The sequence below is a fragment of the Deltaproteobacteria bacterium genome (genome assembly GCA_030654105.1).
Taxonomy (GTDB): Bacteria; Desulfobacterota; SM23-61; order SM23-61; family SM23-61; genus JAHJQK01.
This window is the reverse complement of record JAURYC010000090.1, coordinates 1-14,575: the sequence shown is the minus strand read 5'-3', so window position 1 is coordinate 14,575 and position 14,575 is coordinate 1. Positions and strand designations below refer to the sequence as shown.

Below are 14,575 nucleotides of genomic sequence, written 5' to 3'. Positions count from 1 at the left end.
GTTGCCCTTTGGCCCGTTCAATCACTTGCACCTTCGAAAAGTAACCCATGCCGACCTCCTCCAGAGAGATTCTCAGGATAGAGGCATTTTATCATATAGCTATATGGCTAGTCAAGAAAAATTTTCATGTTCCCCAATTTTGTCACACCTTCCCCCTTTTGGGGGGAGAGGAGAAAGGTGAGGGGGGCAATTGGGGTGCGGCTCAGCGTTCCATTATTTAGGCGAAGTTCAATAAGATGCTCCCGATAATTGGGTGAAGACCCCCCAAAAAATTTCTCCCAACCGCAGGGGTTTGGAAATGGCTCGCAAAATCCGCCGGGGTTTGGAAGTCTTCGGAAAACCCAAAAAGCTTTTTCAGGACCAAGAAGGGGGAATCCACCAGGACACCGGTGCGCTACCAGTGGATGGTTTTCCGCGGTATGATATCGAAACCGGGCAATCCGATAAACCCAAAGAACAATTATTGGTTGAAAGCCTGAAGATCGCTTTGTTGATTTTACAGAGTGAGAAAGTCCTACCCTTGGCCGATTTGGCCCACCGCATCGTGGAAGAGTTGATGCTCAATCCCAATTATACTTACCGGGAACTCCTGGAGGCTTTAAAGTCGGACGAGCGCTTCTCCGTAACCAGTGGGCAATTGATCAGTTTGCCCTCGGTGGAAAAACCGGCTGAAGTTTTTTTCCAGCGGATGGCCAAAATTAAGAGAGTCAAAAGGGGGCATTGAAAAATACGAAGGAGTAAAGTTGGCTACCAACAAATCCAGAGACGGAAAGTGGGTTCATACCCGGAAAATAGAAATCAATACTTTTGACCTCGGCGATCATCAGGTACTCATAGAAGGGAAATTGGCGGATACAAGAACTTCTCATTCTCCATCCGGAGAACCGGAAGGGGGTCCCGTTTTAGTCCACCATCTCACCGCCCGCCTATGGGTTCAGGGCCCTGACTTAACCATTTCCGCAGTGGAAGCGGAGATGCCCACCATTCCCCGGGAAATATGTCCGCAAGCTTTGCCGGCAGTGCAAAAGTTAGTGGGCCTCAAGATCATTACTGGGTTTACTCAAAAGGTGAAGGATTTGATCGGGGATGTAAAAGGGTGTTCTCACCTGACCAATCTTTTTCTGACTCTGGGGCCGGTAGCCGTTCAGGGTTACTTCGCCGCTTACGGAAGAAGGCCTGGAGCCAGATCGTTGGATAATCCGAGCCTATCCCGGGTGATCGATAGTTGCCATGTCTGGCGGAAAGATGGCCCTCATGTGAAATCCTTGGCCGCTGCCTTGGAAAGGGAGAAAAAAGGAAAATAAGATGCTCTGGTGGGTGCGATTCATCCTCTTGGCCGCAGTGGCCGGATTCTTTCTGGAATTTGGAATCGAAGAGATGGTCCGAGCCTATCAACTCCAACACCCAAGTGCATTCTTAGCTTCCTTTTTTTCTTCGAGCTTCATTATCCTGATCAGTGGAACTTTGCTCGTGGGTTTCATTTGGAGAATGGTCCTGAGAGGGAAAGGGGAAAAGGGGGTCCAGGGCCCAAAGGAATGATATAAGGCGCAAGGCATTTGGTCTAGCAACTTAACACTTGATGCTATTTTCACTTGAACCCTGGAACCCTCGATCACGCCAGGGGCGTGACTTGAACCCTTTATTATTGAACAAGGAGGCAACAATAAGATGGAGGTAAAGTTTGATTTAAGCGGAAAAGTGGCCATCGTTACCGGTGGAGGAAGGGGAATCGGCCGAGCCATTGCCTTGGGACTGGCCGGAGCTGGTGCTTCGGTGGTCGTGTCCAGCCGGACGGCCAAAGAAATCGAGGCCGTGGTTGAAGAGATTCGTCAGTTGGGCGGAAAGGGTCTGGCTGTGGTTACGGATTTGACCGTCAATGAACAATTGGAGAATCTGGTGAATGCCACCCTAAAGGAATTCGGCCGAATCGACATCCTGGTGAATAATGCCGCCCGTAGTTTTTTGCGCAGCCTGCTCGATTTACGGGAGGATGGATGGGATAAAGTATTTAACACCAATGTCAAAGCCGTCTGGCTCCTGAGCCGTGCCGTTGCCCGCAGGATGATGGAGCAGAAGTCTGGCCGGATCATCAACATCACCACCATAGGCGCGGAGAAGGCGGAATTGGGCATGGCCGCTTACGGGTGCAGCAAAGCTGCCCTGAAGATGCTGACTCGCTGCATGGCGCGGGAATGGGCCCAATACGGGATAAACGTCAACGCCGTAGGACCCGGCCTAACCCGTACCGACTTCAGTAAACCGATCTGGTCCAACCCTGAGGTGGCCAAACACGTGGCGCTGGCGATTCCCAAGGGTCGTTTAGCCGAGCCTGAAGAAATTGTCGGGTCCGTTCTTTTCCTGGCCTCGGATGTTTCTAACTTTATTACCGGCCATTCCATTTACGTGGATGGGGGAGCCTTAACCACTTGAGAGAATGAAGGTAACGGGATGAAGGGTGGGCGCTGACAGCTTACATGGAGGGAGCGATGAATTTTCCAAAGGATCTGAATTATTCAAAGGAACATGAATGGACGAAGGCAAAAGATGGGTATGCCCTCGTCGGCATCACGGATTATGCTCAGGATAAACTGGGGTCCATTGTCTTCGTTGAATTGCCGGTTGCCGGGAAAAACTTTAAGAAAAGGGATGTCCTGGTGACCGTGGACTCCGTGAAGGCCGTTGCCGAGGTCTATGCACCTGTGAGCGGCCAGGTGGAAGAGATCAACGAATCGTTACGGGACAATCCCGAATTGATCAATCGAGATGCTTATGGGCAAGGCTGGATGGTGAAATTGAAAATGGATGATCCCAGCGAACTAAGCAGCCTTCTCTCCTCAGAAGCTTACCAGGCTTTTGTCGCGCAAGAAGAGGCTAAGGGGTAAAAGATGCGCTACATACCCAATGCCGAGAATGATTGGGGAGAGATGCTTCAGGCCATCGGGTTTAAGCGCCTGGAAGATTTAATCAACATCCTTCCTGAACCTCTGCGCCTAAAAGAAGGCTTGGATCTCCCCTCCCCGCTTGCGGAGATGGAACTGGTTCAACATCTTCTTTCCTTAAGTGAAGGGAAAAAGATGATCTCTTTCCTGGGAGCAGGGGCCTATGATCATTTCATTCCTGCGGTGGTGGACCATGTGCTCCGGAAGTCGGAATTTTACACGGCCTATACCCCCTATCAGCCGGAGGTCAGCCAGGGTACCCTTCAGGCCATTTTCGAGTTCCAAACCCTCATCTGCCAGCTCACCGGTATGGAAGTAGCCAATGCTTCCGTATACGACGGGGCTTCAGCAGTCGCCGAGGGCGTATTGATGGCCCAGCGCCTAAAGGGGAGAAAAAAGTGCTTCTTGGCCCGGTCTGTCCATCCGGAATCACGGATCGTTACCCGCACTTATACCCATCCTTGGGCCTTGGAACTCAAAGAGATTCCTTATACCGCCGAAGGCTCCACCGACCTGAACGCTTTGCGGAACCAGATAGACGGAGAAACCAGCGCGGTAGTGCTCCAGCAGCCCAATTTTTTTGGCTGCCTGGAAGATTTGGAAGAAGCCGCGGCCATCGCCCATGCCCAAGGAGCTCTTTTGATTGTAGCTGTGGTGGAACCCTTGTCCCTGGCTCTCCTCCAGCCTCCCGGCCTCCTGGGGGCAGACATTGTCGTAGGGGAAGGACAGAGCTTCGGGAATGCTTTGAGTTTTGGGGGACCTTACGTCGGCTTCTTTGCCAGCAAAGAGAGCTTTCTGCGGGCCATGCCCGGCAGGCTCGTGGGTGAAACCGTGGATCGTGAAGGCCGCCGGGGATTTGTTCTGGCCGTAGCCACGAGGGAACAACATATCCGCAGGGAAAAAGCGACTTCCAATATTTGTACCAACCAGGCCTTGTGTGCTCTGGCCGTTCTGGTCTACCTGGCTACGCTGGGCAAGGAAGGACTGAAAGAACTGGCCCGGATCAACTTCAGCAAGTGTGAGTATGCCAAAAAAAGGTTGGGAGAATTGGGCCGCTTGCGTTTTTCCGGGCCGACTTTCAATGAGTTTGTAGTCACCCTGGACCAGGATCCTCAATTCATTCTGCCCAAGCTCCTCCAGCAGGGAATCATCGGGGGCTTTCCCCTGAAGAAGTTTTATCCCGAGATGGAAAGAGAAGTTCTGGTCTGCATTACCGAAAAAAATTCCAGGGAAAACATAGACCGTTGGGTCGAAGTACTGGGGAACGTCTTGAAGGAGGCAAAATGAAAGAGCAATGGCCGGGGGCCTGCGGGCTAGTCCTGGAGGAACCCTTGATTTTCGAAAAGGGGGCAAAGGGGAGAATAGGGTATTCTCTCCCCCGGCTGGATGTAGATGAGGCCGACCCGGGAAAAATCTGGCCCGCCAAGTTGATCCGTCACGATTGGCAAGGATTTCCCGAAATGAGTGAAGTGGAAGTCGTCCGCCATTTCACCCATCTGGCGCAGTGGAACTATGGCGTTGACTCCGGCTTTTATCCCCTCGGTTCCTGCACCATGAAGTACAATCCCAAGGTCAACGAGGATCTGGCCCGTCTTCCTGGGTTCAGCGGAGCGCATCCGTATCAGCCGGAAGAGATTACTCAAGGTGCTCTTCGCCTGATGTACGATCTGCAAAATTTTCTCTGCCAGATCGGCGGCATGGACCAGGTGACTCTTCAACCCTCGGCTGGCGCCCAGGGAGAACTCACGGGTATGTTGATGATTCGGGCGTATTTGACCGATCAGGGAAACCCGCGGAAAAAAGTCCTGGTCCCGGATACGGCTCACGGAACGAATCCGGCCAGCTCAAGTCTTTGCGGCTACCAGGTCATCCAGGTGAAATCCAATGAACGGGGCATCCTCTCCCCCCAGGCCATTGAAGAAAAAATGGATGAGGACGTTGCCGCTCTCATGATAACCAACCCGAACACCCTCGGCCTGTTTGAAGAGCATATCTGTCAGATTGCCGAAATGGTGCACCAAAAGGGGGGACAAATTTATTGCGATGGAGCAAATCTGAATGCTCTCATGGGATTGAGCAAGGTGGGCGATACGGGAGTGGATGTATTGCATTTCAACCTTCATAAGACCTTTTCCACCCCCCACGGGGGTGGCGGCCCAGGAGCCGGCCCCGTGGGCGTAAAAGACCACCTGGCCCGTTATCTTCCCGTTCCCATCATTATCAAGGATCGAGAGGGTTTCCGCTTCGATTATGACCGGCCCCAATCCATCGGCAAGGTTCGGTCCTTCTACGGCAACTTTGGCATTCTGGTCCGGGCCTATGCTTACATTCTTTCCATGGGGCCGGCAGGACTCAAAAGAGCCAGCCTGGTCGCCCTGCTCAATGCCAATTATCTCCGAGCCAAGCTGAAAGATTTTTATTTTCTCCCTTACGACTTTCCCTGCATGCATGAATGCGTCTTCAGTGACCGGTTACAAAGCCAGTATGGAGTTACTGCCCTGGACATCGCCAAACGGCTGATGGATTATGGCTTCCATCCCCCCACGATCTATTTCCCTTTGGTTGTCCACGGAGCGCTCATGATTGAACCTACGGAGAGCGAGGCCAAAGAAACCCTTGATCAGTTCATCGCCGCCATGGTGCAAATTGCCCAGGAGGCTCAGACCGACCCCGGTCTTCTTAAGAACGCGCCGCACAAAACCAAGGTTTCCCGGCTGGATGAAGTCCTGGCGAATCGCAAACCGAGGCTGCGGTGGAAACCGGAAAAAAAGGGGTAAGGCCATAGGTGTAAGGTGTAAGGTTTAAGGTTTAAAGAAATCAAAAGAAAGGGCAGGAAAAGAGAATGATGACAAAGGAAGATTGCAAAAGAAAAGTCATAGAAGCGATTGAAAAACGGGCGGGAGAACTTCACGAAATTGGGGAAACCATCTTGCATCACCCGGAACTGGGTTTTAAGGAAGTAAAAACCGCTGCCCTGGTGGAAGATAAATTTCGTTCGTTGGGTCTGCCATATCAGAAAGGACTGGCCGTTACGGGAGTCAAAGCTCACCTCGCGGGGAAGAGTCGGAAAATCCACCTGGCCATCATGGGAGAACTGGACTCTATTCTTATCCCTTCGCACCCTTTTGCTGATCCGCAAACGGGAGCTGCCCACGCCTGCGGTCACAACGCCAGTATTACCGGAATGCTGGGGGCAGGAATGGGACTTTTAGATTCAGGGGTGATGGCAGAACTTGACGGGGATATATCCCTGATGGCTGTTCCTGCCGAGGAACTGGTGGAACTGGAATACCGAAATCGGCTGCGCCAGGAAGGCCGGATCGTTTTTCTGGCCGGCAAGCAAGAATTCATCCGCTTGGGTTTGCTGGACGACGTGGATATGGTTTTGATGTTCCACCTCCAGCAAGCCGATCCGGTCCAAAAAATTTCCGTAGGGGCTACGATGAACGGGTGCCTGGCCAAATTTATCCGTTACAAAGGCAAAGAATCCCATGCTGGCGGCGCCCCCCATTTGGGAATCAACGCCCTGAACGCAGCCCTCATGGGGATGATGGGAATTCACGCCCAGCGGGAGACGTTCCGTGACGAGGACTGTGTCCGGGTTCATCCCATTATTACCCGGGGAGGAGACTTGGTCAACGTAGTCCCGGCTGACGTCCGCCTGGAGACCTTTGTGCGGGGCCGAAGCGTGGAAGCGATGCAGGATGCCAACAAGAAAGTCAACCGCGCTCTCAAGGCTGGAGCCTTAGCCATCGGCGCGGAAGTGGAAATCACCGACCTTCCCGGCTACCTGCCATGTTTGAAAAATGACCGTTTGGATCAGCTCTTCGCCGCCAACGCGGCAGCTCTTTTGGGAACAGAGGCGATCGGCCAGGCAGGGCACCTTACCGCTTCTTCGGATCTCGGGGATATATCACACCTTATGCCCACCCTCCAACCGTTTATCAAAGCTGGAAGAGGGAATCTTCATACGGAAGAGTTCGTGGTGAATGATCCGCAACTGGCTTACGTGGAATCGGCCAAAGGTTTAGCCTTGACTGTGGTCGACCTGCTTGGGAACGGGGCCGGTGAAGGCTTGGCCATCAAAGGGAACTATCAGGCGAAATATTCTAAAGAAGAATATCTGCAATTATGGCAGCGTCTCTGCCAGGAGGGGTAAAAAGTTTTAATCCACCTCAACGATGGCTTTGATCTCTTTTTTACTCAGCAACACAAAATTCGATATTAAATTGAGCCAACCGTCAGGAACTGTGACATTCTGAATGGCCAGATAGGATCGCTCGTCATTCAGCAAGTCTGATAATCTGGCCCTAGGACTCGGAATCGTTACTGTACCCTCGATGACCCTCGGTGGCTCCAAGGAGAGAAATAACCTTACCTTTTTGGTAATTCTTCCATATCCTTTCCCCTTTTTTTCCATTTTATTATCTCCCTTTTTGATCGGTAAATTTTTTTCCATCTGCAGATCTATTTTTTCTTCTTACTAATCCGAATCGTTATGGGGTCTGTCGTTATCATTATCGTGCCGTCATCAAACTCAATTTCCCAATAAGGCGTTTCCTGGCTTGGGAGTTTGACGGCACGGACTCCGAAAAATTTGACGTCATATTCTTTCCCCCGGATGGAAAATTCAACAAAGTCAACCTGATCGGCGCGCAAATGCTGCATTTTTCATTCTCCTTTCCTTCATCTATTTCATTTTTCCCTTGGCCGCTTAAGAAAGAAAAATTAAAGCCTCAAAAGGGAAAATTTACCTCCTGAGGCTTATGCTCAAAACCTTCTGAGCTCTTTTTTTCATTGTTCACTCCAGAAGGTTAAATTGGTTTGGGTTTCTGATTTGGGGAAAGAATATTTTTACAATCGTAAAATATCAAGGTCCAAGTTCTTTGTCAAGCGAATTAGGGTAACCTTCTTTTGGCGAAGGCTTCAACGGCCTTAATAAATTCGGGAGCGCAGCAGCACATGCTCTGGTTGCGCTTCTCCAGTTCGATGGCCGCTTCCAGGGAGGGGGCGGCGAGGTTATGGTTCAGAGCCTCTGTGGCCCATAGTGCCCGGATGCGGTACGATAAGCTCAATGGAGTTGCCTCTCAAGGCTCATGAGCATGGGGGCGTGTTACGGACACGCATTCCCGCTCCATATTACAGTAAAAGCCTTCCTGGCAATTTTCGCATTCGAATTGAATGGTAGTATGGGGAATGCGATATTTTTCCCTCAGGAGGCGGTTAACTTCCTGAAGGATCTGCCCTGTCCGGCTCATCTGGATGTCGCCCACCAGGACATGAGCGCTCAGGGCATGAATACCCGAAGTAATGGTCCATAGATGCACGTGATGCAAATCCTTCACTCCGGGGATCGACTTAAGCGCCCTCTGGACTTCCTCAAGGTCGACTTCTTTGGGCACGGCCTCCAGCAGGATGTTGACCGCGTCTTTCACCAGCACAAAAGCCCCTCGCAAAATCACCAGGCAGATCCCCACGCTGATGATTGGATCTACAACGTACCAGCCAGTAAAATAGATGACCAGCCCCCCGGCAATGACCCCCAGGGAAGACAGGGCATCTCCCAATATATGCAGGTAAGCACCCCGGATGTTCAGGCTCTCTTTACTCGTCCGCATCATCGCCCAGGCTGCTAATCCATTGGCCACCAAACCCACTGTTGCAACCAGGAGCATGGTTCGGCTTTCCACTACCACCGATGATCGGAAACGCTGGTAGGCTTCGTACAGAATGTACACCGCAATGAGGATTAGGGTTGTGCCGTTAATCAAGGCCGCCAGGATTTCCATGCGGTAGAGGCCGAAGGTCTTGGTGAGGGAGGGCGGGTGCATGGCCAATTGAAGGGCAATCAGGCTCAGCAGCAGGGCCATAACATCGGCCAACATATGGCCGGCATCGCTTAAAAGAGCCAGGGAATTGGACAGGAAGCCCCCGATGATTTCAACGACCATCACGATCGCGGTTATCCCAATAGCTCCCCAAAGGGCTTTCCGGTTCGCTTCTAAAGAACGAATATTTTCGTCGGAATCGGCTCTGCAATGCTCAAGTTCGGCCATTGATCTGCCTTTGCCTTTTTTTACTCTCTAAAATACCCAGCTGGCAAAAGTTATTTCCTGAATCTTGCACCGATATAAATGAAATAAGGTGAAACATCTGGGCTACCCCTGTTATTGTAGGGTTATCATGACATAACCGGTAACAATAGGAGGTAACCCAGATGGTTAAAAGGCAAGATAAGGGTAGTGCTGGGAGATGCAAAAATCAAGGGGAAAGTGAATGTCAACCGAAGGCGAATAAAATAGGGCATTCTACGGCATACGACTATTGTCGGGAGCGTTTGAGCCCCTTCGGCGGACTCCTGGGGTTGGTGAAGTTTTTGGATCTCGTGAGATTCAGGGAGATCTTTGAGGGGTTCTATAAGCGGCCGGAGCGCATGCCGGACATGGGGCACTACAACATGGTCTTTGGCGTCCTGCTGCTTTTATTCATCGGATTCACGCGGGTATGGCATTTTTTGTATATTCAGTTTGACCCTTTGGTATGCGGCCTATTCGATCGGGTCAAGCTGCCGTATGTAACGACCTATTGGCGGTACGTGGATTCCTTAGGGATCAACCAGGGGATGTCGCTGCTGATGGTCACGAGTGCCCTTCGGGAGCGGGTGTGGCAGTTGTGCGGCCTGAGTTATCAGAAGATCCATATCAATATAGACACGACGGTGGAAACGATTTACGGCAGTCAGCAGGGCGGACGCAAAGGGCATAATCCCAAGAACCGCGGGAAGAAGGGCTTCCGTCCGGTGTTGTGTTTTATCCAGGAGACCCGTGAATATTTTATGGGCAAGCTTAGAAGAGGCGAGACCATTGGAGGAGAGGAAGTGGCCGCCCTGATCCGCGTCTTCAAGCAGTACCTTCCCGGATGCGTAAAGGAGGTGGTTCTTCGCGGTGACGGAGAATTCATCAGCTGGGAGGCTGTAAAGGCTGCCCGGGAGGAGGGGTTTCACTTCATCTTCGGCAACAAGGTATGTGCGCCGTCGTTTGCCCCTGCCGGATGGTACAAGGCCCGGAAGAATGATCCGGCGGAGTACAACGAAGTCATGTATCAGCCCGCAGGCTGGGGCGATGCTTGCCGATTTGTCTGCATGCGCATACCCAAAGAAGCGCCGTCTGAAGGAAATACGCAGCTTGAACTCCTTGAGGAGGCCAACTATAAATACCGGATATTCGTAACGGATCTTAGGCAACCGGCGCATACGGTGATCGAGGAATATGACCAGAGAGCGGACTGCGAGAACCTGATTGGCGAGGCCAAGCGGGAAGGATTGGAGGCCATTCCTTCACGGAAGTTTGGGAACAACTACGCCTATTTCCAGATCGTGATGCTGGCGTACAACATTTGGCGGTCATTCAAGATGCTGGCTGCGCACGGCATGAGGGAAACGGAGCGGCACGAACCTACACCAGAGATGGTCTGCAAAGCGCAGGAGATCGTAGACCATACCATCCGGATTGGTCGGCTGAAGCTCTTGTTCATCGCCGCCAAGCTCGCGACGCATTCCGGTACAACCGAGGTGAAGTATTCCCGGCATGACAGCCGGGTCGCCGGATTGTTCAGGTTTATGGACTACCTGGATAAGCGTCGTCATCAGGCGCAACCGTGGCTGGGCGGGAAACTGTGGCAGTGCAAGCAGCTGCCTTTTTTTGGAATTCAGCAGGCGGATGCTTTTGGGTAACGCCGTGGGCAAGAAATTTCTTGCACGGAATGGGAATCAGACGGAAAAAGCATGTACGGAGCGGCCACATTGCGAAAATAATTCCTCGTCGGTTTGGCTGGACGTGAATTTTGTATCGTGTGCGGGGAAGTTTTTAAAAACCCAATTGAACGCAAGGGAGCGGTGCCCCCTCAGGGTGCAAGATTCAGGTTATACCTTTCATTGATTACGACCTGGATCCCTAATTTTTTCGTATATTCATCTATGGACGGGAGTAGGGATGTGCCTACAGGATTATTCATGATATAAACAGCGGCTCTTTTCGGCCTCTGGTCGAGGGGAAAAGTTTCCAGCCATTGGAACGCTCCCAGGAACCACCACTCCCCCATCAACGGAGGGCTGCCGAAAGAGTAGGTTTTACGGCTCATGGCGCCCTCCTGAGATTCTATTTTTTCCCTTTTCCTGAAAGAAAAAGGAAGCTAAGATCTATTCAATAATTTTAAACTTTTTAGTCATGCTATCATAAGTACCTTAGATGTCAAGTTTTCCCTTTGCGGGTGTGGAAAAATCGCTTTTGCCGGTTTACTCCCCTCTTCTTTTTTTATCCAATTTATATATAAAACTCTTGACAGAGTTCAGTTATAATCTATCCTTATAGCGATCACCCCCTGGTTATGTGGAGATATAGGATGGGAGAAATAGGATGAAAAAAAGGAAGGGGATGCTTTCCCTGGCCATTGTCCTGGCAGGGGGAATCATCTTTTACTATTGGCAATTTCACAGTAGAGAGATTCCCGAATCAACCATTCAGGTCTCAGGAAATATAGAGGTTACCACGATTGATGTCGCCTTCAAAATCTCCGGGAAGATTGACAAGCGTCTGGTCGATGAAGGAGATATAGTTAAAGAAGGGCAGCTCATCGCCACCCTGGAGCATAAAGACCTTTTGGCCCAGAAGGCCAAAGCCGGGGCTACGCTGGAAACGGCGCGTTCGCGCCTTCCAGCCCTGGAGAAGAATATTGATTATCAGGATCAAGCTACCACACAGGAAATTTCTCAGGCCCAGGCGGCCGTAGAGAACGCCCAAGCCCGACTACAGCAGCTTCTCGATGGCTCGCGTCCTCAAGAGATTCAATCCGCCAAGGCCGGAGTCGATCAAGCACTGGCTGATATGGAAAAGAAAAAGGCCGATATGGACCGGGCCAAAAAACTTTACCAGGATAAATATATCGCCGCCCAGGACTGGGATGCTGCTAAAACGGCTTACGACATGGCTGTGGCCAATTATAAAAAGGCCCAGGAAAATTATGACTTGGTAGTTGAGGGGCCCCGCAAGGAAGAGATTGCGGCCGGCCGAGCTCAATTGGAACAATCTCAGGCGGCTCTGCGCCTGGCTAAAACCCACCGAATACAGATCGACGTTTTGAAGAAGGAGTTGGCCACCGCCCGGGGGCAGGTTAAGGAGGCGGCCTCGGCGCTGGAGGTCATTCAGACGCAAATCGAGTACAGCAATCTTTACGCTCCAACTTCGGGAGTCGTTCTGGTAAAGAATGCGGAACCCGGTGAGTTTGTCGTTCCGGGAGGAGCAGTTGTTACGCTGGGCCAAATTGAAAAACCCTGGCTAAAGGCTTTTATCAACGAGAGTGACCTGGGCAGAGTGAAGCTTGGGCAGAAAGTTTCCGTGACCACGGATACTTATCCGGGAAAGGAATATCCGGGCAAGGTCACTTTCATCTCCTCCGAAGCTGAATTTACCCCCAAAAATGTACAGACGGCAAAAGAGCGTGTGAAGCTCGTCTATCGCATCAAGGTTGCCCTGGAGAATCCCCAGAACGAACTCAAACCGGGAATGCCCGCAGATGCCCAAATCCATCTGAAATAAGTGGGAAAAGGGGCAAATATGCTGGCGATTAAAGCTGAAAATCTGAGCAAAAAGTTCGGCGCTCTCACCTCCGTGAACAACCTAAACCTGGAGGTGAAAAAGGGGGAGATTTTTGGACTCGTGGGCCCAGACGGGGCTGGTAAGACTACAACCATCCGCATGTTTAGCGGCATCTTGCACCCTACAGCGGGAGAGGCCTGGGTCCTGGATCACCCCATTTCCCGGGAAGCCGAACCCTTAAAGGAAAAAATCGGTTACATGGCCCAGCGCTTTGCTCTTTATAGCGACTTGACGGTTATGGAGAACATCAACTTCTATGCCGATCTTTATGCCGTCCCGCAGAAAGAGCGCCCCTCCCGAATTGATCGTCTGCTGGCCTTTAGCAATCTGGCCCCCTTTCAAAAACGTCTGGCCCAAAATCTTTCGGGAGGGATGAAGCAAAAATTGGGATTGGCTTGCGCTCTGATTCATACCCCCCAGGTTCTTTTCCTCGACGAACCCACAAACGGCGTAGACCCTGTATCGCGCCGGGACTTCTGGCGCATCCTTTACGACCTTCTCAAGGAGGGAGTGACGATCTTTGTTTCTACGGCTTACCTTGATGAGGCCGAGCGCTGCCACCGCATCGGCCTGATGCACCAAGGAAATCTCCTGTCCGTGGGCACTCCCGACGAAATCAAGGGCCTCATGAAAGGGGAGCTTTGGGAGGTGCGCTGCCAGCAAAGAATGAAGGCCCGGAACCTACTCCAGAATCTTCCGGGGATAAGAAGCGTGGGGATTTTCGGGGACCGGATTCATGTAGTTCTGGAGGACGGAGAAAAAACCAGACCGCAAATGGAAAGCCTGCTCAGGGAATCCGGTTTGGAAATCTCTTCCGTGAGAAGGATTACTCCCTCTGTGGAGGATGTCTTTATCGCCACCGTTACGGAAAAAGTTCGGAGTGATGAGTCCGATTAATTCATTTTTATCTCCGAACTCCCAACTCCGAACTAATTATCATCTAAGATGAACGAAAATAAGCATCTGCAATGGGCAGTGGAAATTGAAGATTTGGTGAAGAACTTTGGGGCCTTTACCGCCGTTGACCATATCTCCCTCAAAGTGAGGAAGGGAGAAATTTTTGGATTTCTGGGTCCGAACGGCGCGGGCAAATCCACTACCATCCGCATGCTTTGCGGCATCCTGGTGCCTACCGCCGGAAAGGGTAAAGTGAGCGGCTTCGACATTTTCACAGAGCCGGAAAAAATTAAAGAAAATATCGGCTACATGTCTCAAAAATTTTCCCTCTATGATGACCTCACGGTGGAAGAGAATCTCGATTTCTTTTCCGGCATCTACCGTTTGTCCCGGGGAATTAAAAAAGAGCGGAAAGAGTGGGCGCTGCAGATGGCCGGTCTCCAGGACCGGCGAGAGAGCCTGACCCGGAACCTAGCCGGAGGGTGGAAACAGCGCCTGGCCCTGGGCTGTGCCATTCTGCATGAGCCTTCCATCCTTTTTTTAGATGAACCGACCTCGGGGGTGGATCCCCTTTCCCGCCGCAGCTTCTGGGATTTGATTTATGAAATGGCTGGTCGGGGAGTGACCGTATTTGTTACGACTCATTACATGGATGAAGCAGAGTACTGTGATCGCCTCGCGCTGATCGATCGGGGGAAAATAATAGCCCTGGGAACTCCGGTAGAGTTGAAAACCAGGTATATGCCGGAGGCTGTGTGGGAACTGGAAACGGACCACTTGCATGAGGCCTTGGGAGTTTTGAAAGAGGGTGCAGGGGTAACTGGCCGGCCAGCCGCCCAGATGCAAGAACCCCCCCTAACCGAAGTAGCGGTTTTCGGCAATACTTTGCATGTGGTGACCCGCCGGGAAGAAGACCTCTCTACGTATATCCCTGCCCTTCTCGCCGCTCGGGGAATCGCCACGAAGCGCTTGGAACAGATTGAGCCTTCCTTGGAAGATGTGTTTGTTTCCCTGATTGAAGCCAAAGATCGCCAAGTCTCCAAAGTATCGCTCAGCAGTCAGCCCTAAAGGCCAACAGAATGCTGA

General features: G+C 51.6%; 17 protein-coding genes. 12 read left to right on the top strand and 5 right to left on the bottom strand.

The annotated features are described in order from the left end of the window. Positions 1–298 precede the first annotated feature (298 nt). The 8 genes from Q7V48_03510 (at position 299) to Q7V48_03475 (ending at position 7,098) form a co-directional block, all read left to right on the top strand. Positions 299–724 (top strand): hypothetical protein, encoded by a 426-nt coding sequence (locus Q7V48_03510; protein MDO9209804.1) that lies wholly within the window; start codon positions 299–301, stop codon positions 722–724. Between the two features lie 19 nt (positions 725–743). Next, positions 744–1,304, top strand: a complete 561-nt coding sequence (locus Q7V48_03505; GenBank protein ID MDO9209803.1) for a DUF2889 domain-containing protein — start codon at positions 744–746, stop codon at positions 1,302–1,304. A 1-nt stretch (position 1,305) separates the two neighbouring features. Next, the gene (locus Q7V48_03500) at positions 1,306–1,539 is read left to right on the top strand and encodes a hypothetical protein (GenBank protein MDO9209802.1); all 234 of its coding nucleotides are present in this window, start codon (positions 1,306–1,308) and stop codon (positions 1,537–1,539) included. A 129-nt stretch (positions 1,540–1,668) separates the two neighbouring features. Further along, positions 1,669–2,430, top strand: a complete 762-nt coding sequence (locus Q7V48_03495; protein ID MDO9209801.1) for a glucose 1-dehydrogenase — start codon at positions 1,669–1,671, stop codon at positions 2,428–2,430. A 56-nt stretch (positions 2,431–2,486) separates the two neighbouring features. Continuing rightward, positions 2,487–2,882 (top strand): glycine cleavage system protein GcvH, encoded by a 396-nt coding sequence (gene gcvH, locus Q7V48_03490; GenBank protein ID MDO9209800.1) that lies wholly within the window; start codon positions 2,487–2,489, stop codon positions 2,880–2,882. Positions 2,883–2,885: 3 nt separating this feature from the next. Then, positions 2,886–4,226 (top strand): aminomethyl-transferring glycine dehydrogenase subunit GcvPA, encoded by a 1,341-nt coding sequence (gene gcvPA, locus Q7V48_03485; protein MDO9209799.1) that lies wholly within the window; start codon positions 2,886–2,888, stop codon positions 4,224–4,226. Beyond that, positions 4,223–5,716, top strand: coding sequence for an aminomethyl-transferring glycine dehydrogenase subunit GcvPB (gcvPB, locus tag Q7V48_03480; protein MDO9209798.1), 1,494 nt, complete (start codon positions 4,223–4,225; stop codon positions 5,714–5,716). Before gcvPA ends, gcvPB begins: the two co-directional genes overlap by 4 nt. 68 nt (positions 5,717–5,784) lie before the next feature. After that, on the top strand, positions 5,785–7,098 hold the full coding sequence (locus Q7V48_03475) for an amidohydrolase (GenBank protein ID MDO9209797.1): 1,314 nt from the start codon (positions 5,785–5,787) through the stop codon (positions 7,096–7,098). A 6-nt stretch (positions 7,099–7,104) separates the two neighbouring features. On the opposite strand, the gene Q7V48_03470 is transcribed toward Q7V48_03475, so the two are convergent. The 4 genes from Q7V48_03470 to Q7V48_03455 form a co-directional block, all read right to left on the bottom strand. Continuing rightward, positions 7,105–7,359 carry a hypothetical protein gene (locus Q7V48_03470; GenBank protein MDO9209796.1) on the bottom strand — a complete coding sequence of 85 codons (255 nt, stop codon included), beginning with the start codon at positions 7,357–7,359 and terminating at the stop codon, positions 7,105–7,107. Between the two features lie 47 nt (positions 7,360–7,406). After that, on the bottom strand, positions 7,407–7,607 hold the full coding sequence (locus Q7V48_03465) for a hypothetical protein (GenBank protein MDO9209795.1): 201 nt from the start codon (positions 7,605–7,607) through the stop codon (positions 7,407–7,409). Positions 7,608–7,837: 230 nt separating this feature from the next. Beyond that, positions 7,838–8,014 (bottom strand): hypothetical protein, encoded by a 177-nt coding sequence (locus Q7V48_03460; GenBank protein MDO9209794.1) that lies wholly within the window; start codon positions 8,012–8,014, stop codon positions 7,838–7,840. 12 nt (positions 8,015–8,026) lie between these two features. Next, a complete protein-coding gene (locus Q7V48_03455; protein ID MDO9209793.1) occupies positions 8,027–8,995 on the bottom strand; it encodes a cation diffusion facilitator family transporter in 969 nt (322 codons plus the stop codon). A 161-nt stretch (positions 8,996–9,156) separates the two neighbouring features. On the opposite strand from Q7V48_03455, the gene Q7V48_03450 reads away from it, so the two are divergent. Further along, the gene (locus tag Q7V48_03450; protein ID MDO9209792.1) at positions 9,157–10,671 is read left to right on the top strand and encodes an IS1380 family transposase; all 1,515 of its coding nucleotides are present in this window, start codon (positions 9,157–9,159) and stop codon (positions 10,669–10,671) included. Positions 10,672–10,841: 170 nt separating this feature from the next. Here the strand turns inward: Q7V48_03450 and Q7V48_03445 are convergent, their stop codons facing one another. After that, positions 10,842–11,078 (bottom strand): hypothetical protein, encoded by a 237-nt coding sequence (locus tag Q7V48_03445; GenBank protein MDO9209791.1) that lies wholly within the window; start codon positions 11,076–11,078, stop codon positions 10,842–10,844. Positions 11,079–11,353: 275 nt separating this feature from the next. Between Q7V48_03445 and Q7V48_03440 the strand changes: the two genes are divergently transcribed. The 3 genes from Q7V48_03440 to Q7V48_03430 are packed head-to-tail and all read left to right on the top strand — an operon-like array spanning position 11,354 to position 14,557. Next, positions 11,354–12,532, top strand: a complete 1,179-nt coding sequence (locus Q7V48_03440; GenBank protein ID MDO9209790.1) for an efflux RND transporter periplasmic adaptor subunit — start codon at positions 11,354–11,356, stop codon at positions 12,530–12,532. 18 nt (positions 12,533–12,550) lie between these two features. After that, positions 12,551–13,489, top strand: coding sequence for an ABC transporter ATP-binding protein (locus Q7V48_03435; protein MDO9209789.1), 939 nt, complete (start codon positions 12,551–12,553; stop codon positions 13,487–13,489). Between the two features lie 48 nt (positions 13,490–13,537). Next, positions 13,538–14,557: an ABC transporter ATP-binding protein gene (locus tag Q7V48_03430; GenBank protein MDO9209788.1), complete on the top strand. Its 1,020-nt coding sequence runs from the start codon at positions 13,538–13,540 to the stop codon at positions 14,555–14,557. Positions 14,558–14,575: the final 18 nt, after the last annotated feature.

Excerpts from the sequence above, each read along its gene's own strand:
- Q7V48_03510 (MDO9209804.1), top strand. The coding sequence starts at position 299 with ATGGCTCGCAAAATCCGCCGGGGTTTGGAAGTCTTCGGAAAACCCAAA.
- Q7V48_03500 (MDO9209802.1), top strand. The coding sequence starts at position 1,306 with ATGCTCTGGTGGGTGCGATTCATCCTCTTGGCCGCAGTGGCCGGATTC.
- Q7V48_03495 (MDO9209801.1), top strand. The coding sequence starts at position 1,669 with ATGGAGGTAAAGTTTGATTTAAGCGGAAAAGTGGCCATCGTTACCGGT.
- gcvH (MDO9209800.1), top strand. The coding sequence starts at position 2,487 with ATGAATTTTCCAAAGGATCTGAATTATTCAAAGGAACATGAATGGACG.
- gcvPA (MDO9209799.1), top strand. The coding sequence starts at position 2,886 with ATGCGCTACATACCCAATGCCGAGAATGATTGGGGAGAGATGCTTCAG.
- gcvPB (MDO9209798.1), top strand. The coding sequence starts at position 4,223 with ATGAAAGAGCAATGGCCGGGGGCCTGCGGGCTAGTCCTGGAGGAACCC.
- Q7V48_03475 (MDO9209797.1), top strand. The coding sequence starts at position 5,785 with ATGACAAAGGAAGATTGCAAAAGAAAAGTCATAGAAGCGATTGAAAAA.
- Q7V48_03470 (MDO9209796.1), bottom strand. The coding sequence starts at position 7,359 with ATGGAAAAAAAGGGGAAAGGATATGGAAGAATTACCAAAAAGGTAAGG.
- Q7V48_03465 (MDO9209795.1), bottom strand. The coding sequence starts at position 7,607 with ATGCAGCATTTGCGCGCCGATCAGGTTGACTTTGTTGAATTTTCCATC.
- Q7V48_03455 (MDO9209793.1), bottom strand. The coding sequence starts at position 8,995 with ATGGCCGAACTTGAGCATTGCAGAGCCGATTCCGACGAAAATATTCGT.
- Q7V48_03450 (MDO9209792.1), top strand. The coding sequence starts at position 9,157 with ATGGTTAAAAGGCAAGATAAGGGTAGTGCTGGGAGATGCAAAAATCAA.
- Q7V48_03445 (MDO9209791.1), bottom strand. The coding sequence starts at position 11,078 with ATGAGCCGTAAAACCTACTCTTTCGGCAGCCCTCCGTTGATGGGGGAG.
- Q7V48_03440 (MDO9209790.1), top strand. The coding sequence starts at position 11,354 with ATGAAAAAAAGGAAGGGGATGCTTTCCCTGGCCATTGTCCTGGCAGGG.
- Q7V48_03435 (MDO9209789.1), top strand. The coding sequence starts at position 12,551 with ATGCTGGCGATTAAAGCTGAAAATCTGAGCAAAAAGTTCGGCGCTCTC.
- Q7V48_03430 (MDO9209788.1), top strand. The coding sequence starts at position 13,538 with ATGAACGAAAATAAGCATCTGCAATGGGCAGTGGAAATTGAAGATTTG.